The organism is Photobacterium gaetbulicola (genome assembly GCF_003025515.1).
Classification (GTDB): Bacteria; Pseudomonadota; Gammaproteobacteria; order Enterobacterales; family Vibrionaceae; genus Photobacterium; species Photobacterium gaetbulicola.
Map to the genome: position 1 here is coordinate 231,414 of NZ_PYME01000004.1, position 20,874 is coordinate 252,287.

Below are 20,874 nucleotides of genomic sequence, written 5' to 3' on the forward strand. Positions count from 1 at the left end.
CTATGGAAAGAACAGTATCACCCTTGTATGCCGCCATTGACCTTGGCTCCAACAGCTTCCACATGTGGATCGTCAGGGAGGTTGCAGGCACCGTCCAGACACTGGCCAAGATCAAGCGCAAAGTCCGCCTGGCCGCTGGCCTCAACAGCGAAAACAAGCTGAGTATTGAGGCAATGCAACGGGGGTGGGACTGCCTTAGCCTGTTTGCCGAGCGCCTGCAGGATCTACCAGCAAGCAACATCCGTATTGTCGGAACGGCCGCACTGCGTACCGCTGTCAATGCCGAGGCCTTTCTTTCCAAAGCCGAGACAATCCTCGGCTACCCGGTCGATATTATTCCAGGCGAGGAAGAAGCCCGGATCATCTACCAAGGGGTTGCCCATACCTCAGGCGGTTGCGGCAAACGCCTGGTGGTCGATATCGGCGGAGCCAGTACCGAAGTGATCATTGGCGAGGGGTTTGATACCAGTGCCCTGACCAGCCTCAAGATTGGCTGTGTGACCTGGCTTGAGCGTTACTTCAAAGACCGTTACCTCACCGAAGCCAACTTTGCTGCTGCTATCTCGGCCGCCAAAACCGCCATCGCTCCGATTGTTGAGCAGTACCAGACGCTTGGCTGGCAAACCTGCGTCGGAGCCAGCGGCACCGTCCAGGCCCTGCAGGAAATCATGCTGGCGCAAGGAATGGATGAGATCATCACCCTGCAGAAACTCAAGCGGATGCAGCGCCAGGCCATGCAATACGAACGGCTGGAAGATCTCGATATCGAAGGCTTGACCCTGGAGCGCGCCCTGGTCTTCCCGAGCGGGTTGTCGATCCTAATTGCGATTTTCGAATCACTGGGTATCGAATCGATGACCCTGGCTGGCGGCGCCCTGCGTGAAGGCATGGTGTATGAGATGATGAGCCAGATGCGCCATCATGATGTCCGTGAGCGTACCTTGCAGAGCCTGCAGACCCGCTTCCAGCTCGACAGCATCCATGCGGGCAATGTCAGCGATACCGCCCGTGCCCTGCTGGGCAGCTGCCAATCTGCATGGAGCCTGGAGCCGCAAGCGCACTACCTGCTTGATGCCAGTACGGCCCTGCATGAAATCGGCACCATGATTGAGTTCAAGAAAAGCGGCGAGCATGCCGCTTACCTGATCCACCATAGTGATCTGCCCGGTTTTACCCGCGCCCAGAAGCACCTGATTGCTGAGCTGCTGCGCCGTTACCGCGAAAACCTGACCAGCCTGCCGGAGCAACATGCCCTGTCGGCGCAAAGTGCCACGCGCCTGCTGCGCCTGCTGCGTCTGGCAGTGATTTTGTGCCACCGCCGCGATAGCAGCCACCAACCGCCGTTCACGCTCAAGGCCGATGACAACGCCCTGAGCCTGACTCTGCCGGCTAGCTGGCTGGCCGCCAACCCGCTGACCGATGCCGAGCTACAGCAAGAAGCCACCCGCCAAAGTGACATGGGCTGGCCACTGGCTATCATCGCCAGCGAGTAACATGTACCACCTATAAAAAAAGCACCCCGCGGGGTGCTTTTTTATTATCTATCGCTAACAAATATTTATGTATGCATAATGGCTGATTCGGCGAAGGAACTTCATCCCAGAGCAAAGAGGACACGCGGAGTTGATAATTATCAATGAGCATGTCCGATGCAGGGCTGGGAAGAAGTAACCAGCCCAATCAGTTCATTATCCGGTGATACCGCTATGGCGTAGCAATGCATCGATCTGCGGTTCACGGCCACGGAAGCGCTTGAACAAGTCCATCGGCTCCTCGCTGCCGCCACGCTCAAGAATGCAGTCCAGGAAGTCAGCCCCGGTCTGGGTGTTGAAAATCCCTTCTTCCTCGAAACGCGAATACGCATCTGCCGACAGGACTTCGGCCCACAGGTAGCTGTAGTAACCGGCACTGTAGCCGCCAGCGAAGATATGGCTGAAGCTGTGCGGGAAACGGCCCCACTCCGGGCTGGGTACCACCGATACGCGGGACTTGATCTCTGCCAGTGTTTCCAGCACCTTGGCACCGGATTCTGGGTCATAATCGGTATACAAACTAAAGTCGAACAGGCCGAACTCAAGCTGGCGCAGGATACCCATCGCCGACTGGAAGTTCTTGGCTGCCAGCATCTTGTCCAGCATCTCTTTTGGCAGCGGCTCACCGGTTTCGTAATGGCCTGAGATAAAGGCCAATGCTTCTTCTTCCCAGCACCAGTTTTCCAGGAACTGGCTCGGCAGCTCGACCGCGTCCCAAGGCACGCCGTTGATCCCCGACACCGCCGGCACCTCGACCTGGGTCAGCATGTGGTGGATACCGTGGCCGGTTTCGTGGAACAGGGTGACCACCTCGTCATGGGTAAACAATGCTGGCTTATCGCCCACCGGCTTGTTGAAGTTGCAGGTCAGGTAAGCTACTGGCATCTGCATAGTGCCATCCTGACGAGTACGGCGGACCATGCACTCGTCCATCCAGGCACCACCTCGTTTATGCTCGCGGGCATACAAGTCCAGGTAGAAACTACCGCGCAGCAGCCCTTCGCCATCAAAGATATCGTAGAACTTGACCGACTCGTGCCAGGTATCCACCCCCTTGCGCTCTTTGACGTCCATGCCGAAGACACGCTTGAGCACTTCGAACAGGCCGGCGACCACTTTCTGCTCCGGGAAATACGGACGCAACTGCTCGTCGGATATGCTGTAGCGGTGCTGCTTGAGCTTCTCGGCGTAGAAAGCAAAATCCCACGGTTCCAGATCTTCGGCGCCAAACTCGGTGCTGGCATACTCACGCAGCTCGGCCACTTCACGCTCGCCCTGCGGCTTGGCGCGATTGGCCAGATCGTTCAAGAAACCCAGCACCTGATCGGTTGATTCCGCCATCTTGGTCGCCAGAGATTTTTCGCTGTAAGTATTGAAGCCCAGCAGACGGGCAATTTCATGGGTCAGCTTAAGCTTCTCGGCGATAATTTCACTGTTGTCCCACTTGCCGGCATTCGGCCCGCGATCGGAGGCTCGGGTGACAAACGCTTCGTACATCTCCTGGCGCAGTTCACGGTTGTCACAGTATGTCATCACCGGCAGGTAAGACGGAATATCTAAGGTGAACAGGTAGCCTTCCTGCTCCTTGGCTTCTGCCGCTGCTTTGGCCGCCTGCAAGGCCGACTCAGGCAAACCGTCCAGCTCGGCTTCATCGCTCACCAGCTTGCTCCAGCCCATGGTGGCATCCAGCACGTTATTGCTGAACGTGGAAGACAGCTCTGACAGGCGCTTGCTGATCTCCCCGTAGCGATGCTGCTCTTTAGCTGGCAGGCCGATACCCGACAGCTCGAACTCTTTAAGCGCATCGGTGATCGACTTTTGCTGGGCCTGACTCAGCTTGGCAAAACTGTCATCGACCTTGATCGCCTTGAATGCTTCATACAGGCCCTTGTGCTGACCAACCCAGGTGCCGTAATCCGACAGCATCGGCAGGCAGCTCTCATAGGCTTCGCGCAGCTCGTTGCTGTTCTTCACTGCGTTGAGGTGGCCGACTGGCGACCAGATGCGGCTCAAACGATCGTCCGTTTCAGCCAGCGGTACGCAGATAGTTTCCCAGCTTGGTGCGATATCAGCTGCCAGCACCTGCTCCACAGCCGCGCGGCAGTCGGCAATCGCCTGCTCAACGGCAGGTTTGACATGCTCTGGCTTGATAAGCGAAAACGGCGGCAGGCCCGTCATCGAAAGTAATGGGTTAGTCATGCGCAATTCCTTAAATTAGTTATCCATTAATAAATGCGTCTTGGGGAGGCTAAATTCAATCCTTTCATCATGCTAAATCGTCAACTTACTTTCTAATAGTAAACTAGATCGCATCACCGACGACGGAAAGTCGTCACTCCTACTGGCTATTCGCAGCCAATTGGCGATAATACTGGCCCTAATTATCCCTATTCTGTCGAGATCCCAGCCATGCTGAGCTACCGCCATAGTTTCCATGCCGGCAACCATGCCGATGTGGTCAAGCACATTGTCCAGAGCCTGATCCTGGATGCCCTGAAACAGAAGGACAAGCCCTTCGTTTACCACGATACCCACTCCGGTGTCGGCCGTTACGACCTTCAGGATGAGCGCAGCGAAAAAACCGGCGAATTCAAGCAAGGTATTGCCCGGATCTGGCAGCGTGACGATATCCCGGCAGAGGTTGCCAGCTATATCGATGCTATCAAGGTACTGAACAACGGTGACGAACTGCGCTACTACCCAGGCTCACCGAAGGTCGCCCGCGCCCAGATCCGCGAGCAGGATCGCATGGTATTGACCGAACTGCACCCGAGTGACTTCCCGCTGCTGCTGCAGGAATTCCGCGGTGACCGCCAGGTCCGCATCTACAAAGAAGATGCCTTTGCCCGCCTCAAGGGCAGCCTGCCACCGAAAGAGCGCCGCGGCGTGGTACTGATCGACCCACCGTACGAGCTCAAGCATGAATACATGGATGTGGTCAAAGCGATCAAAGAAAGCCACAAACGCTGGGCAACCGGTACCTACGCCATCTGGTATCCGGTGGTTTACCGCGAGAATATCGACAAGATGCTCAAGGGGCTGGAAGAGCTGGGGATCCGCAAGATTCTGCAAATCGAACTGGGTGTTGAGCCAGATACCGAGGAGCGCGGCATGACCGCCTCGGGGATGATCGTGATCAACCCGCCGTGGAAACTGGAAAGCCAGATGCAAGCGATTTTGCCTTGGCTAAAAGAGGCCATCGCGCCGAATCACGGTCACTACAAGCTAGAATGGATCGTCCCGGAATAAGCGGTGATTTTCCGCTAACAACTTGTAAGGCGGGGATTTCCCGCCTTTTTTGTGCTGATATTTTTTGTTCCAACTTTCTCTAACTCCCCCTCTCGTAACTCTTCCCATTCTTGATTACACTAGGGCTAACACAGCTGGAGCTGTAACCAAATCAAAAAAACATTGGAGTAAAGTCATGGCAAAGCATTTTGATTACATCTGTATCGGCGGCGGCAGTGGCGGTATTGCTTCGGCAAACCGTGCGGCTATGTACGGTGCCAAGGTGGCACTGGTCGAAGCCAAGGCACTGGGTGGTACCTGTGTCAACGTCGGTTGCGTGCCGAAGAAAGTGATGTGGCACGGTGCCCAAATTGCTGAAGCTATGCACCTTTACGCCAAAGACTACGGTTTTGACGTTGACGTTAAAGGCTTTGACTGGAGCAAGCTGGTCGAGAGCCGCGAAGCTTACATCAGCCGTATCCACACCGCTTACGACAACGTGCTGGGCAATAACAAAATTGAAGTGATCAACGGTTTTGCCAAGTTCGTTGACGCGAAGACTATCGAAGTCAACGGCGAGCACTACACTGCAGATCACATCCTGATCGCCGTAGGTGGTGAGCCAACTATCCCGAACGTACCGGGTGCCGAGCACGGTATCGATTCTAACGGCTTCTTCGAGCTAAACGAGCAGCCTAAGCGTACGGCGGTTGTTGGTGCTGGCTACATTGCAGTCGAGATCGCTGGCGTACTGAGCGCGCTGGGTACCGATACCCACCTGTTCGTGCGTAAAGAGTCACCACTTCGCAGCTTCGACCCAATGATCATTGAGACCTTGGTTGAGGTGATGGACAAAGAAGGCCCAACACTGCACACCCACAGCGTACCGAAAGAAGTGGTTAAAGAAGCTGACGGCTCAGTTACCCTGCATTTCGAAAACGGCGAATCGCACAACACCGATGTATTGATCTGGGCTATCGGCCGTAACCCAACGACTGACAAGATCAACCTAGCAGCGACTGGTGTTGAGACCAACGATCGCGGCTACATCAAGGTTGACGAGTACCAGCGTACCAATGTCGATGGCATCTACTGTGTTGGTGACATCATGGAAGGTGGTATCGAACTAACGCCTGTGGCGGTTAAGGCCGGTCGCCAACTGTCTGAACGCCTGTTCAACAACAAGCCAGAAGCCAAGATGGACTACAAACTGGTGCCAACCGTGGTGTTCAGCCACCCGCCAATCGGCACGATCGGCCTGAGCGAGCCTGAAGCCATCGCCGAGTACGGCGAGGAAAACGTCAAGGTCTACAAATCTGGCTTTACTGCCATGTACACCGCTGTGACCTCACACCGCCAGCCATGCAAGATGAAACTGGTTTGTGCCGGCCCTGACGAGAAAGTCGTTGGCCTGCACGGCATCGGCTACACCGTCGACGAGATGATCCAAGGCTTCGGCGTTGCGATGAAGATGGGCGCGACCAAAGCAGACTTTGACTCAGTAGTGGCTATCCACCCTACGGGCTCTGAAGAGTTCGTTACCATGAGGGGTTAGTGTAGGAAAAGCATCTTACACACGTAAATAAATCTGGAAAATAATCAATCACTGTCCATACTGTATATATGGACAGTGATATTTTTCAGGATAATTTATGACGTACCTTGTACACTCCAGCGATGTTTTCAAAGAGACTGAGCTAAAAAAGCTGGATGATGGAACATTCCATTGCAAACCCACCACTGACAATATCGGTTCACTGCCCACACTCTTTTCGCAAGATGGCGTATTCAATCACGAAGCCAACAGCTACCTGTTTTACCTCAAGGCCGTAAAGAAGGCGGAAGACCTATCTCCCTGCGCACAAGCTCTACGTGCCTACTACCAGTTTCTTGAGGACAAGGGGTTACATTGGGATAAATTCCCACCTGTCAAACGACTCAAACCGACTTATCTGTTCCGCTCTCACCTGCTCAAGCAAATAAAGCAAGGCGAGCTTGCTCATAGCACAGCCAGCGTTCGTATGAACCAAATCGTCAATTACTATAAATGGTTGATGCACGATGGTTATCTACGCATAAAAAATGAGAAAGAGGCCCCTTTCAAAATGGAGTTTGTCTCTGTTCAGAACACGGGGATGCTTGCTCATATATCCCCAACCTTCATTGTTGAGACCAGTGATTTACGCATAAAAGTACCGAGGGATGCGGATAGCAAGAACATCAGACCGCTATCCCCGTTAAGCCGTGATGCCCTGAGCATTTTGACCGGACACCTCCTGCAAACATCTGAAGAGCTGCGCCTGCAAGCCTTGCTTGCGATGGATACAGGCATGCGAGTTGAGGAAGTGGCAACCCTAACGCTAGATGCACTAGATACCGCAACACCGCTTGCAGAGAGCCAACATCGCCTAGAAATCCAGTTATGCCCTCGCTCTACAGGCGTACAAACCAAGTTCCTAAAAACTCGGACTGTCGAGATTTCATCGGATCTGCTCCGCTCGCTAAATGAATATCGAACTTCAGAGCGCCGCCTGAAGCGTGTCACCAAGCTCAACGAGAAAATTGAGCAGTTGGATAGCGACGCTCCTCCTTTTGCCCAGAAGAGCATTGAAATACTAGAGCGCAGTGAACGCCACGAACCGCTTTTTATTAGCCAGCAAGGTAACCCTGCTACGGGGAAGTCCATTGAAGCTCGGTGGGTTGAGTTCAGGGCAGAAATAAAAGAGGCAGAACCTTCATTTAACCATCGTTTCCATGATTTACGTGCCACTTATGGCACCTATCGCTTAAGTGACCTGCTAGAGGCTAAATTACCCGTTGTCGATTGTATGGAGCTTCTTATGGGTTGGATGGGGCATAAGGATGAAAGCACAACTTGGAAGTACCTGCGCTTCTTGAAGCGCAAAGAAGTATTCAAGGTTAAATTTGGCATCTTGGATGCCATTATGCACGAAGCGCTAGGTGGTGAGGATGAGTAATAATGTTTCATACCTCCACGGCTGGAAACCAGAGCTTTGTTTTCAACTAAATACTGAAAGTCATCATTTCGCTGATTTTAATCGCTTACTAGTGAAGCACTGGCCTGCCACGAAAACACTTCAGCAAGGCGGTCAATTTGAAGATGCCGACCGTGAAGGCTTTGTGCTCCAAATCAAAGACCGTTTTTGTGAAAGGATAGAAGAAGGAGAGAGTCATAAGACTCTGTATACGCATTACAGTCAACTGTCTCAATATCTCCGGTGGTGCGACCTAAATAATGCGTTAGCTTTTAGCCAAGAATCACTGGAAGGTTATATGTCTCATCAGCATGTTAGGGTTATGCAAGGGACTGTGAAACGTTCTACTTATCTAAGATATCACTCTGCTATGTTGGTGCTATTTCGGGATTATTTGGATTGTCCATCAAGCTATTTCAGCGCGATAACAGTGATGGATAAAAGTGATAGCGAACCTTTCGAAGCCTATACTCGCAGTGATTTAAACCAACTGCTTCCCTTCCTTCGCAGTCTGTTCAAGCAAACCTATCGTCAATTTATTGAATCGCCCGAAACGCATATCAAGGCTAACAAAAACACACCCACCATGACCTTCTCGTGGAAAGGTCAAACCTATAAGCTATGTGCTGCGATATCGAAAATGATGTGCGCAGGCACATACCTTTTGTCTTATTACACCTACGCAAACACCAGTGATTTATGTCAGTTACCACAGCCAAGTAATGCCTCTACGTCAGTAGGAGAAACGTGGTACACCATGCCCGCATTTAAGCGCCGAGCGTTCAAAACCATTCAAGTTGAGATGGGTGAGCATGAGCTGGATATACCGAAATACGCCATGCCTTTCTTCGACAACTTACTCAATGCGTCACGATTAATATCAACCGATAAAAACGCCACACTGCTTCAAACCGTCGCTGCGCAGCAAGCCACACCAATGAAAGGCCCTATTCTTCAGCCTTTCCTAAGGGGCTGGGTTGAAAAGCATTTTACCTTCACAGACCAAACGGGGCGTAGACTACGCCCGACGATTAGCCGTTTTCGTGAAACGGGCGCACAGATTACCGCCTATCACCAAGGCGAAATGATGAATGACATCATGCTAGGCAATACCCCTAACACGAGAAAGAGAAGCTATAGCGAAGGAAACCGAATAACCAACAATGCCATGATGCAAGATACGATGTCGATACGAGAAGAGCAGATTAAAAGTGGCGTAAACCCGAAAAAGGCGCAGACCAATTTAGGTATTGATGTTTTGGTCATAGAAGAAGAAAACAAAATCAATCTGCCTGATTTAAGTCGCACGCCCAATGGGGCGAGTTGCGCGACTCCCTTTGGCGAGAAGTCAGAAAAATACACAAGGAAAGCATTCAAACAAGGGCTGCTAAGTGAAGGGGAAAAATTGGCTTGTGCTGATTTGCTCGGTTGTTTCGGCTGTCCGAGTCAGGTCATCGTTCAGTCGCTCTCAGATATCTGGTGCCTACTTAGTTTTAAGGCGTGCATTGAGGAATCACTCTACCGACACCTCGACGCCAGCCACTACCGCCAGAACTTTGAAGATATCATAGTGTTCATAGAAGAAAAAATCTTACCCCACATTGCCAGAAAACTACTCAAAAAAGCGCAAGCCAAGCTTGATGATGAAGGCTATCACCCTAATTGGGACGATACTGATTCTGTTCTTGGCTTAATCCCTGTGCTATCTCAGGAGTTATCATCATGAAAACCAGCCACCTATACACTGCGGACTTCCCCGAAGCGCACAAGGTGCAAGTCGTGGACATTATATCGCTATATCACGAAGGACGATTTGAAGAGTTGGATGCTGTTGTTATCTGCAAAGATAGAGACGGCAACGTGACGGCAACGTTTGGGCAAAGTGATTGGGATTGCGCACCTTTTTCGCGAAAGAAGGCGAGAAATAACCTCAACTTCTCAAACTTTGACGCCGCACCTGAGCTGCAACGTGAACTCAAGATATTTACCTTTGGTTGGCTTTTTAACGCCTGCCCAAAAGGAAAAAAAGCACCGAAGTTTTCAGCCGTTTATTCTCGGCTGTGCGACATCAACAAAATTTACTTATTGTTAATGCAGCAGAATCAAACATCACTGGCTGCGCTCTCCTCTTCGCCACTGAGGGCAAAGCTTAATGACGACCTTCAGGAGAAAGGTTATGTTAAAAGTACACTTGAGCAGGCATTTGTTGCTATCAATGGGGTAATCGGTGATTCAGGCTGGCACAACATACCGCTGGGCATCGAACCCATAAAGTCAAAAATCGAAGCCCAAAAACTGAGTGATAAAGATAATCAGCAAACCTTGGTCATTCCTGAGCGGTTATGTCACGCTATCTACGGCAAAGCGATAGCGCTCATTGAAGAGGCGTTGCCTCATGCCAAACTGCTGGCCGATACCGAAGGTGCACTTCAAGACAACTATATTGAAGGTAGGAGAATTTTAGATAACAAAGTTCGACAAGGTCTCGCTTATACCTTTATGAATGGTGATGGGAGTATTGATAACCGCAAATACACGGCAGCGATTACAGGTAACCTACCCCATGAGCCTCGTACTATTATTGCCCCATTGGCAAAAAAACTTCCTGACATCCCGCTGAACTATGCCGATGAATTTAAGCGCTACTTAGGGCAACTCATTACCGCGAGCTATATTGTCTGCGGTGGGTTCAGTGGGATGCGAGACTCAGAATTGGATAAGCTGACGCCCAACAGTTATTACAAAGACACCTTGAGTGGGCGAGTTCACCACATGTTGCAATCTCATACCTTTAAGCTCGGAGAAAAACGCGAAACGTGGGTGACAGCAGCCTCTTCCAAAACAGCCATAGACTTAATGACAGTACTCACTAAACGCTGGCGAAGCGAAGTGACTTACCCCGATGAGAAGTTCGTCAATTCATTATGGGTAAACCAAGGCGCTCGCTCAGTGCCACCGAGATTAATCATCGACTGGAATGACCGCTTGCAGCGTTTTTGTCGGCAGTTTGCTTTTGTGGTAACTGAAGACGATTATCAAGAATGCATAACCTCCAATCCTCGCTCTTTAGAGAAAGCGAAGGAACAGGTTGTTGTCGGTAAACCTTGGCCTATGAGCACTCACCAATTTAGACGTAGCCTCGCGTTTTATTGTGTGAAGAACCGCTTAGGGACATTGGTTGCGCTCAAGCAGCAATTTAAGCACCTCTATCTCTCAATGACAGAGTGGTATACCAACGGAGGTAAGCTGGCGAGCCTACTCGATTTAAAGGTGGATACAAAAATACAGCAAGCGCTCGAAGAGATTAACGCTGAAACCACCGCCAATAAAATCTTCAAACAATGGCATTCGGACGCAACCTTATCTGGCACCCATGGAAAAGCGATTATGAAAATGCGTGGCGACGTGCCGACCATCTACAGCTCTTGGGATGTTATATACAAAGCCGTCAAAGATGGAAAATTAACACTTCATGGTTCAATGCATAGCTACTGCAAGAGCGGGTATGACTGCGATATGGATGGGGTAATTGCCCCTCAATTTTGCGTAGATTGCGACTCTGGCAGCAGCATTATTGATGAACAACAGGCGAAGTGGTGGCAGAAGAAACATCGCAGTTTATCGGCTTACATGGCGTTGGGTGAAGACATCTCGGTCACAGATAGAAGTCATTATATTACTCAAATTAGGGCGGCAGAAAACGTGATGCGAGACTTTGGGATGGCATTTACGGCCTTTGAAGCAGAATTAACCGTGAGGGAGATTTAAGGATGGGTAAAGATGAAAATACACTCCTTGCGCTAGAGGCCGCTTTAGGCCGAATTGTTCAAGGAAAACCCAAGCGTATACCGACTCATCGCAAACTCAGTGTAAGAGCCGTTGAGGAAGAAGCAAACTTGGGCAATGGCAGTGGCTATTACTACCCAGAGTTTGTTGAGAAGGTAAAGCAGACCAAAAAAGACATTTTATTAGGGCGGCAGAAAACGTGATGCGAGACTTTGGGATGGCATTTACGGCCTTTAAAGCAGAATTAACCGTGAGGGAGATTTAAGGATGGGTAAACGTGAAAATACACTCCTTGCGCTAGAGGCCGCTTTAGGCCGAATTACTCAAGGAAAACCCAAGCGTATACCGACTCATCGCAAACTCAGTGTAAGAGCCGTTGAGGAAGAAGCAAACTTGGGCAATGGCAGTGGCTATTACTACCCAGAGTTTGTTGAGAAGGTAAAGGATACCAAAGTTGATATTGCAGAAGGTAAAGGTGTATACGTTCAGCCAGAAATAGAAGCGGTACGGGGTAAGCTCGAAGAGCAAAAGCGCATTAAAAGTAACTACAAAGAAAAGTATGAAACAGAGCGAGAGAAGCTAACCCTATTTGCGGCTCAGCAGCATCACCTAAACGATAAGTTAGTTAAGGCACTGGCTCGTATTGATGAACTTGAGTATGAGAATACAGAGCTTCGAGAGCAGCTTGCCAAGCTGAAGAGGAGCAAGGTAATGCCAATTAAGTAGTGCCACCACCGCTCAAGAGTAGATTGGCTGAATACAAAAAAGCTTCTGTCCATCTCCGTGCTAACGGGGTAGATCATCGTAACGCAGAACTGCCCCATTATGCTTAAGCTAAAAAAATTAGCTTAATGATTTTTAGCTTAACTTATTCAAGTTAGGGTTAGCTCATTACTGCCTCAATTGCGTATTCCGGCGATTGTGATCTAGGATTCCGTTTTTATCCGATCACCCTTTTACCTACTTTTTCTCTACCCTTATTTTTACTCTAAGTGATCGGATTGCACCAGTTTTCGCATAGACTCTCCTCCCAGCTCGATTCGGTGGCTGTGGTGTATCAGACGATCTAACAGTGCATCGGCAACGGTGGCATTGCCTATCATGTTGTACCACTCCTTTACTGGTAGCTGGCTGACAACGATAGTGCTACTTACTTGGTATCGATCTTCAAGCACTTCCAGCAAGTGCCCCGCATGATCTTGAGACAGTTTTTCCATCCCCCAGTCATCAAGGATGAGTAACTGCTTTTTTGCCAGAGTCTGTAGCTGTTTTTGGTATGTGCCATCCAAGCGACCTGTACTCAGGTCATCCAGTAGACGGCTCAGACGATAGTAGCGAACCATGTGTTGCTGCTCGCAAGCCTGAGTTGCAAGGGCGCAAGCGATATAGGTCTTGCCTGCACCTGTCGGGCCTGTCACCAAGATGTTCTGGTGTTTATGAAGATAGCCACCGGTCAGTAGTTCACTGACCTGCTGGCGTTTGAGCCCGCGGCCTTCCTTGTACAGGATTTGGCTTGGCTGGGCATCCAGCCTTAACTTTGCCTGGCGTTTCAGGCGTTGGATCTTGGTTTGGCTGCGGTTGAGTAACTCACTTTCGAGCAGCAGGCCCAAGCGCTCCTCGAACGTCAGCTCAGCATACGTGGAGAGTTGCTCTTGTTGCTGCTCCAGTGCGGTGGCGGCATGGCTTAGGCGAAGGGCTTTAAGTCGTTCATTCAGTTGGTTCATCGTTATCTCCTAGTGGTAACAGTCGGGGCCACGCACATTGCTGTGAACAAGTTCTGGAGTCACTGTCGTGTCGTGGCTGAGCTGGCCTTCGCGATGATTAACCAACAGATTTTTGATGAACTGGAAGTAAGGTTTGTTAACCAGAAGGGCGTCTTTACAGGCTTGCTCAAGGCGGCATTCACCATGCTTCTGACTTAAGTTCAACAACCCAAGGCAACTCCGGTATGCCTGCTCTGGGTGCGGCTTCGACATCAGTTGAGCGTTCACCACCTCCCGTGTGGCACTGCCGATGCGACCACCCCAGCGCAGTAGGCGTTCCGGAGACCATTTTTGGTGTCGGTGATTCTCGGGCATATGTTCGGGATATGTGCTCATCCCTCTTTCTTTCGTGCTTCTGGCATGCTGCGCGACAAGGCTCCCCTGAGAGTAAATCTGCACCAGCCTCGAAGTGGCCTCCAACTCTATATGTTGGCCGACTAACTGGTGTGGTACCGAGTAATAATGCCGTTGGTACTCGATATGGTAATCAGGGCCGACCTTGGCCCGTTTTGTTTCGGTGTAGAGATAACGCTGGATGGGAAGTGGCTTTAATGCCGGTTTGTCCAGGGTTTCGAAGAGGGCCTTCCTGCTGGCGCCAACTTGCTTCATCTCTCGCTGGTTGAGCTCATCCATGAGCTCCCTGATACTCAGGTTCAGCTCTTTGAAGGTATGGAAGGTTCGATGGCGCAGGCGCATCATGATCCAGCGTTCAACCAGTAACACCGCGTTTTCCGCCTTCGCCTTATCTTTGGGTTTGTAAGGGCGGGCAGGCATGATGGCGGTTTGATAATGATGCGCCAGCTTTTGGTAGCTGTCATTGATCGTTGGCGCATAGCGGTCTGCCTTGCTGACGGCGGAACGCAGGTTATCAGGCACCATGAGTCTGGGGACGCCACCGAAGTGCTCGAAGGCATTGGCATGCGCTTCCAGCCAGTAGACCTTTCCCTGTCCCGGGAAGGCTTCGACATAGGTGTAGTTAGATGCACCTAAGGTGGCAACAAAAACCTGAGCCTGGCGCACTTCTCCGGTATCAGGGTTAACAACAGGGATTGTTGGGCCGCAGTAATCGATGAAGAGCTTGTCGCCTGCGGTATGGATTTGTCTCATGCTGCGCTTTTGCTTTTTAAGCCAGCGGGTGTAGTGCTCGCAGAACTGACTGTACCGGTAAGCTCTCTCTTGGTGCTGCTCATAATATTCCTGCCATAAGAGCAGTTTGGTCATACCTTTGCGTTTGAGTTCGACAAAACACTGGGCGAAGTCAGGTATAGCCTTGGATTGGCTTGCACCCTTAGGGTGATAGAGCGCCCGAGTAAGTTCAGTGTCTGAGCAAGCCTCGGGAAGCGGCCAGCCAATGTGGCTCTGCTTGAAGCGCGTGAGGATTTCAGAGACGGTGGAGCAACCTATTTTCAGGCAGGAAGCGATGTTGCGGTTGGACAGCCCGCAATCAAATTTCAGGCGTAACACCTCTTTAATTTTGGTCATCGGTATTCTCTTTTTTGGCATTGTCACTTCCTTGCAACCATCTGATGTATAGCAAGGATAGTGAGCTATTGATTTAAAAGAGAAAAAGTATGGATTCCGGCGATTCCGATCATAGATTCCGGAGTTAGGTGAAAATTGGCCGGATAATCCCGGAATCGGTGATCGGTTTAAACCGGAATGAGCGATCGGATAATCCCGGAATCAGGGGGCGCAATGCTCCGGAATACGCACTCAATCAATGTATTTTAACCCACTATCATGTAGCCACTATAAGATAGTGCATTTATTAAGCATATGATTAAATTAACAAACTTCTTGCTAGTTGTTACTGGAATTCAGAATTCACCACTACATGGTGAACTTGTGTCATATTTCTCTCAGATCACGCAGATATTCAAAAATGTGTTTAAAGAGGGTTAGCTCAGATTTGCCCCGTTATGAGTTAGTGTTGTTCCAATCCACCTTATATACAGACACAACTTGACCAAGTTTTTCTCATGTATAACTATGTGATCAATTGAATATTTAGGGCTTAAATTAGCTACTAAAAGATTGGTGTATTTAGTCAAACTAGCGAGGGAAAAGTGAGCGATTCTATAACCATAAAAGGGGTTACTAGCTACCACCCGACCACACCACAAATTATCGATATATCAAAACAGAATACGTTGATTTTTGGCTTAAATGGAGCAGGTAAGTCCACAATCTCTAATTACTTGTATGATAGAGAAAAATTCGATAGTTGCAGTCTCAATGTTGAAGGGCGTTTTACCCCTATCGTGTACAACCAAGCCTTTGTAGAGCAACACTTTGTAAAAAGCTCAATGCAGGAAGGTGTATTCACATTGAGCAAAGACAATGCAGATCTTGAAGCTAGAATTGCTGAAAAGTCAAAATTGAAGGAAAAGCTCTTAGAATTATACAAAGGGATCAAAACCAAGATATCAGAAGCCAAAATAGCTCAAGGAAAGGCGACTGATTCTGCTATCGAAGAAGTATTCAAACAAAAATATATCATCGAGAAAACATCCCTTGCGCCGTTTCTTGAAGGGTTTAAAAGACCTAAAAGTAATTTTTACAAACAAGTAGAGTCTCAAAAAGGGGTATCCCAAGACTCTATTGAAAGCCTTCAAGCTGAGTATGATTCCCTAACTCAATCTGATAAAGCACTACCGACACTAATTGAACTACCGTCCCCACCAAGTCTAAACATTGAAGAAGCAAACATCCTTTCTGAGCCAATTGTAGGTTCTTCAAGTAGTCAGCTCACAGAGTTTATCACTGAACTCAACAACCAAAATTGGGTTAAGGATGGTAGAGACAACTACTTAGCGGAAGAGCAAACAAAATGCCCTTTTTGTCAGAAAGACACGATTGATGACACCTTTCGCTCTGAGCTTGCTGCATTGTTTGACAAAACATATGTTGCCAACGTGCAAAAAGTAGAGGCTATCTCGAAGTCTTATGCCGATGCGGTTACTAACTATATAGCATCCATCCAAGATGCGTTTATCAGCTGCTCATTATATGACCCAAACGTACATAAGGTTGAACCAGTTATTGCTCTACTAGAGCGTGTCTATCAAGACAACCTAGACCTGATTAAATCCAAAATAGAAAAACCAAGCTTATCTATTGAAATCATTGACCATAAGGAGAAATTAGCCCCTTTAGTGAGTATATCTGAAGAGATCAATGCAGCAGTTAAAGTGATAATAACAAAGGCAAGAAAATTCAACGAAAGCAAGAAAGACATCCAAGACAGAATGTGGGATTCCGTTAGATATCATACTGAGTCTATTTTCTCATTGGAAAAGCGTTTGAGAGATGAAAAAGACTGTGATATCAATCAACTAAATGCAGACTTAAAAAGAGTGAAACAGGTTGGTCGAAAAGTTGCTAGCAGAATCAGTTATCTTCGCTCAAAAACGTCAAATATTGACGATACCATTGAAAGAATTAATTTAAATTTGAAGAGTCTAGGTCTAACGAGCTTTGAAATTGTCTCATCAACTGACCCAGAGCAACAAAATTACTTTGTACTTAGCCGAGGGGAAAAGACCATTGAAGGAAAAGAAGTGTTTAAGTCCCTCAGTGAAGGAGAAAAAACACTGATAACCTTCTTGTACTTTATCGAGAAATGCAACGGCAGTATGAGTAAGGATTCAGACATTGCTGATAAAGAAAAACTGATCGTTATTGATGACCCGATTTCTAGTCTCTCTCAGAACTATATCTATGACATAGCCTCTCTGACTCACACCAAAATCATTAAAGGCAATAAGTTCAAAAAGGTCATTGTGCTAACCCATAGCTTGTTTTTCTATCAAGAGCTATTGAAGCTAGCTCCACAAGGTAAAGACAGAAAGGGCAATGATAGGTTCAATGATAAATACTCACTATATCGCTTAAATAAAAAGCAATACACCAATGTACAACCAATGAATAAAGGTGAGCTAAAAAATGATTATCAGTCTTTATGGCAAATAATCAAAGATGTCATTGAGGGCAGTGCCAATCCTGTCGTTTTACCTAATGTGATGAGAAACATAATTGAGTATTATTTCGGTTTTGTACACAAGAGAGACAAGCTATCTGACATCCTAAATGAATTAGCAGAAAAAGAGCCAGAGCAAGGACATAAAGCTTTTTATCGCTACATTAATAGGAGTTCACACTCCGATCCAACGAACATTGGTTTGATGGTCGAAGTTGAACCTCAAGCGTACTTGGAAAGATTCAAGTCTATATTTATAGAGAGTCAAGACGAGGAACATTACCACTGTATGATGGAGTCATAGTGGTTACCACTGAGGTATTCAATCAACTTATCGTCTTGGCAGCGATCGGCGGTGTTTACACACTACCTCAAGCTTGCCTAGACGAAATCGAGTGTACTGACGTACATCAACAATTTTCTGTCTCATCGGCAAAATCTCCACTGAGTGCCTGTGCTTGCCACAGGCAGCCTCATCACACAATGTAATAAGCTACTTCGGTTCAGTAGGCTGGAGAATTACCAAAGTGGTAACGAAACAAGTTTAATATACTTCGATTTTTGTGTAAATCGCTTACGTGGCCTGAGTGAGGAAGATTTTAGTTACTCTCACAAATCTGAGTTATTTAGGATAGGGAACAGAACAAACGCATTTCTATCCAATTATGAGTTGCGAAGCTGACTACCTGCAAACTTAATATGACTATCAAGTCGTTAAACCAGTAGCCTCGTACTTAATTGCCACAACTCATGTTCAATCAGAGCACAATGGAGCGATAGTTTTCAAGCTCACAAGTTAAACCATTGTTATTGTTGATTTATTTAGCATCACCCTATGATTACCTATACACAGCTTAGCTTTTAAGCTATTGAATTACATAGATAAAAATGGGGCTAAGTTTAAACCTAGATCCCCCGCCCACAATGAGTCAGTAGACGCCAGTTGTAGCCGAAGCTACAATGGAAACGTCTTGGTACAGAGCGGCCTCGTTAGATGAAGGTAGGTGTTGGTAGCACTCACTGGATAGCGGGGCTTTTCTCTATCTGGAGCAAAGAGCAATACCGTCCTTGTGCGCAGGGTCTTCAGGGGTGGTGCTTTTATCTAGCTTATGTTCCGACCGTTACTTCAAAAAGCCGCTATGATTAATCATATTTAAAAAATGATTAAGAGGAAATATGCTCCAGTTAAAGGAAGTGAAATTATTGTTCGATGCCGGAGTGTACAAGGAGGCATTAGTGACCAGAGCCTTAATGCAGGATGGGTATAACCTTCATCTCATTGGTGTGAAAAAATCTGATAACACCTGCCTGTCAAGCCAAAGGGCCAGCAGTGAAGCTAAAACCTTCAGGAGTGCCGACGCAGCTATCAGCGCTGCAAAAGATATCGGGTTTAGAGAACTAAAGTTCGTCTTGTCCTAATGGAACAGAGGTTCGTGTATCAGCGATGGTTCCGAGCCTACGCGCACTGCAAAACCACTTTTCTAAGTTAGGCTCAGCCAGAAGAACAACATACTGCTTCATTTAGGGCATGTATAAACCGAGTTCTTGAATGTGGTTAATTTTCTGGAAAGTGGTATATTGAACCTAACGTTTTTAGGAAAATTCATTCCAAAATTCGATTTTTCTGGAAAAGGCTCACATGCCTCTTCCGTTGTACCTTTCCAGATTTATTTCAGAACCCACCTGTGTTGGTAATTCAGGACTATGCGTTAATAGCGATAAATGGCGCTAAGTCACGTTAGTTACACTAGGCATTAAAGGCAGTGCCCAGGTACAAAGCTAAATCAGAAAAGGAGCGGCCACCGCTCCTTTTTTTGTGGCTGGCAAACTCTGCTCTGGATTGCAGATCATGCAACGGCCTTACGAGCACTTACAGGATCCTACACCATAAATATCGCTCGATAGCGAATAATAGTGAATAAAAGCGCAGATTTTGGCGAAAATAATTCCATTTCCAGATGAAAAACTGTAATCTTGCCCGACCTGATTATGGAAGATCAGTGAATATTTATTCCCAAGAGAATAAAGCATTAATTTACTCTTAACTAATCAATCAGTTAAAGGCCAAATATGCAGGATCAGGTTATTTCCCAAAACGGTAAAAAGAGCCCATGGCTCATGTTCCTCCTACCGTCGCTCCTCGGTGTCTTCCTTTTCATGGCACCTATCAGTTATCAGGACTCGCTGACAATTCCTATCGCCATTTTGGCCAAATCGGTTCAGGCCATCTTCGACGGCATGCTGCCAGCCATGGTGACCTTTGTTATCGCCATTACGGGGATCGCGTCAATCGCGACTAAGCTGCTTAAGCCAAAAGCAATTGTCGACAACAGTTTCCTCAGCGGATTGCTTAACCCGTCCCTGCCTTGGTTCGTGGTCCAGCAGCTCGGCGCTATCTTTGTAGTGATGACCTATTTCGGCATCGGTCCTGAAATGATCCACCACGGTGACACCGGCGGCCTGGTGCTCAATGATCTGCTACCAGTGCTTTTTTCTGTTTTCCTGTTTGCCGGTTTACTGCTGCCCTTGTTGCTTAACTTCGGCCTGCTGGAGTTCGTCGGTGCCCTGTTCACCCGGGTAATGCGTCCGCTGTTTAACCTACCGGGCCGCTCGGCGGTTAACTGTATTGCATCCTGGCTGGGTGACGGCAGTGTCGGCGTGCTGATGACCAGCAAACAGTACGAGAGCAAAATCTACACCGAGCGTGAAGCGGCCGTTATCGGTACCACCTTCACGGCGGTCTCTATCACGTTCAGTCTTGTGGTGATTGCCCAGGTGAACCTGGAGCACATGTTTGCCCCGTTCTACCTGACCGTGTGCCTGGCCGGCTTGGCGGCCGCTGTGATTGTTCCTCGCCTGCCACCACTATCGTGGAAAAAAGACCGCTACATCGACGGCCAGCCGCTGGAAGGCGATATCGAAGCCCTACCAGAAGGCAAGACCGTGGTGGGTTTTGGCCTTGAGCAAGCACTGGAGAAAGCCTCTCAGGTGAAGAGCCTGCGTAGCATGGTGGTTGAAGGGGTGAAGAACGCGATTGATATGATCTTCGGCGTGCTGCCTGTGGTGATGGCGATCGGCACCATTGCATTGGTGATTGCCGAGAACACCCCGGTATTTAGCCTGCTCGGCCAGCCATTCATTCCGTTCCTGGAACTACTGCGTATTCCTGAAGCAGCCGCGGCATCGGAGACTATCGTTGTTGGCTTTGCCGATATGTTCCTGCCGTCGATCCTGGCCTCGGGTATCGAGAGCGATCTGACCCGCTTTGTGATTGCGGCAATGTCGGTAACCCAGCTGATCTACATGTCGGAAATCGGCGCCCTGCTGATCGGCAGTAAAATCCCGGTCAAGCCGTGGGAGCTGTTCATGATCTTCATCCTGCGTACCCTGGTCACCCTGCCGGTTATCGCGATGATGGCGCATATTTTCTTCTAACAGACCGCCGTCTCCTGTCCCAAAGCCAGCGCCTAGCCGCTGGCTTTTTTGTGTCTAATCTCCCGCCGCACGCCTTCTTCACCAACCACCGAAAGCATGAACTTTATCCATTAATTTTATTAATGATTCACAAAAGCAACATTTCGCAGCCAAAC

Annotated in this window: 13 protein-coding genes and 1 pseudogene; 11 read left to right on the forward strand and 3 right to left on the reverse strand. The window is 48.6% G+C overall.

The features are described 5' to 3' along the window. Positions 1 to 2: 2 nt before the first annotated feature. Positions 3 to 1,493, forward strand: a complete 1,491-nt coding sequence (gene gppA, locus C9J03_RS05295) for a guanosine-5'-triphosphate,3'-diphosphate diphosphatase (protein WP_044622255.1) — start codon at positions 3 to 5, stop codon at positions 1,491 to 1,493. Positions 1,494 to 1,688: 195 nt separating this feature from the next. On the opposite strand, the gene prlC is transcribed toward gppA, so the two are convergent. Next, entirely contained in the window at positions 1,689 to 3,731 is a 2,043-nt protein-coding gene (prlC, locus tag C9J03_RS05300; RefSeq protein ID WP_044622254.1) for an oligopeptidase A, read from the reverse strand. Between the two features lie 210 nt (positions 3,732 to 3,941). On the opposite strand from prlC, the gene C9J03_RS05305 reads away from it, so the two are divergent. From C9J03_RS05305 to C9J03_RS05335, 7 genes and pseudogenes are all read left to right on the forward strand, one after another. Beyond that, positions 3,942 to 4,781 (forward strand): 23S rRNA (adenine(2030)-N(6))-methyltransferase RlmJ, encoded by an 840-nt coding sequence (locus tag C9J03_RS05305; protein ID WP_044622253.1) that lies wholly within the window; start codon positions 3,942 to 3,944, stop codon positions 4,779 to 4,781. Positions 4,782 to 4,956: 175 nt separating this feature from the next. Then, positions 4,957 to 6,315 (forward strand): glutathione-disulfide reductase, encoded by a 1,359-nt coding sequence (gene gorA, locus C9J03_RS05310; RefSeq protein WP_044622252.1) that lies wholly within the window; start codon positions 4,957 to 4,959, stop codon positions 6,313 to 6,315. A 97-nt stretch (positions 6,316 to 6,412) separates the two neighbouring features. Then, positions 6,413 to 7,738: a tyrosine-type recombinase/integrase gene (locus C9J03_RS05315; RefSeq protein ID WP_044622251.1), complete on the forward strand. Its 1,326-nt coding sequence runs from the start codon at positions 6,413 to 6,415 to the stop codon at positions 7,736 to 7,738. Further along, positions 7,731 to 9,482, forward strand: a complete 1,752-nt coding sequence (locus C9J03_RS05320; protein ID WP_044622250.1) for a hypothetical protein — start codon at positions 7,731 to 7,733, stop codon at positions 9,480 to 9,482. Before C9J03_RS05315 ends, C9J03_RS05320 begins: the two co-directional genes overlap by 8 nt. After that, the gene (locus tag C9J03_RS05325; RefSeq protein ID WP_044622249.1) at positions 9,479 to 11,524 is read left to right on the forward strand and encodes a hypothetical protein; all 2,046 of its coding nucleotides are present in this window, start codon (positions 9,479 to 9,481) and stop codon (positions 11,522 to 11,524) included. Before C9J03_RS05320 ends, C9J03_RS05325 begins: the two co-directional genes overlap by 4 nt. A gap of 2 nt (positions 11,525 to 11,526) precedes the next feature. Then, positions 11,527 to 11,733: pseudogene (locus C9J03_RS05330) on the forward strand (hypothetical protein); the annotation flags it as partial. Positions 11,734 to 11,809: 76 nt separating this feature from the next. Then, entirely contained in the window at positions 11,810 to 12,268 is a 459-nt protein-coding gene (locus C9J03_RS05335) for a hypothetical protein (protein ID WP_044622247.1), read from the forward strand. 257 nt (positions 12,269 to 12,525) lie between these two features. Here the strand turns inward: C9J03_RS05335 and istB are convergent, their stop codons facing one another. Together istB and istA are read right to left on the reverse strand one after the other, a co-directional pair. After that, a complete protein-coding gene (istB, locus tag C9J03_RS05340; protein ID WP_044622246.1) occupies positions 12,526 to 13,266 on the reverse strand; it encodes an IS21-like element helper ATPase IstB in 741 nt (246 codons plus the stop codon). A gap of 9 nt (positions 13,267 to 13,275) precedes the next feature. After that, complete coding sequence (istA, locus tag C9J03_RS05345; RefSeq protein WP_044622245.1) at positions 13,276 to 14,808, reverse strand: IS21 family transposase; 1,533 nt, start codon at positions 14,806 to 14,808, stop codon at positions 13,276 to 13,278. 563 nt (positions 14,809 to 15,371) lie between these two features. On the opposite strand from istA, the gene C9J03_RS05350 reads away from it, so the two are divergent. From C9J03_RS05350 to C9J03_RS05360, 3 genes are all read left to right on the forward strand, one after another. Beyond that, positions 15,372 to 17,588, forward strand: coding sequence for an AAA family ATPase (locus tag C9J03_RS05350; protein WP_044622244.1), 2,217 nt, complete (start codon positions 15,372 to 15,374; stop codon positions 17,586 to 17,588). Between the two features lie 872 nt (positions 17,589 to 18,460). Continuing rightward, complete coding sequence (locus C9J03_RS05355) at positions 18,461 to 18,703, forward strand: hypothetical protein (protein ID WP_044622243.1); 243 nt, start codon at positions 18,461 to 18,463, stop codon at positions 18,701 to 18,703. A 651-nt stretch (positions 18,704 to 19,354) separates the two neighbouring features. Further along, positions 19,355 to 20,719 (forward strand): YjiH family protein, encoded by a 1,365-nt coding sequence (locus C9J03_RS05360; RefSeq protein ID WP_044622242.1) that lies wholly within the window; start codon positions 19,355 to 19,357, stop codon positions 20,717 to 20,719. The last annotated feature ends 155 nt before the right edge of the window (positions 20,720 to 20,874 follow it).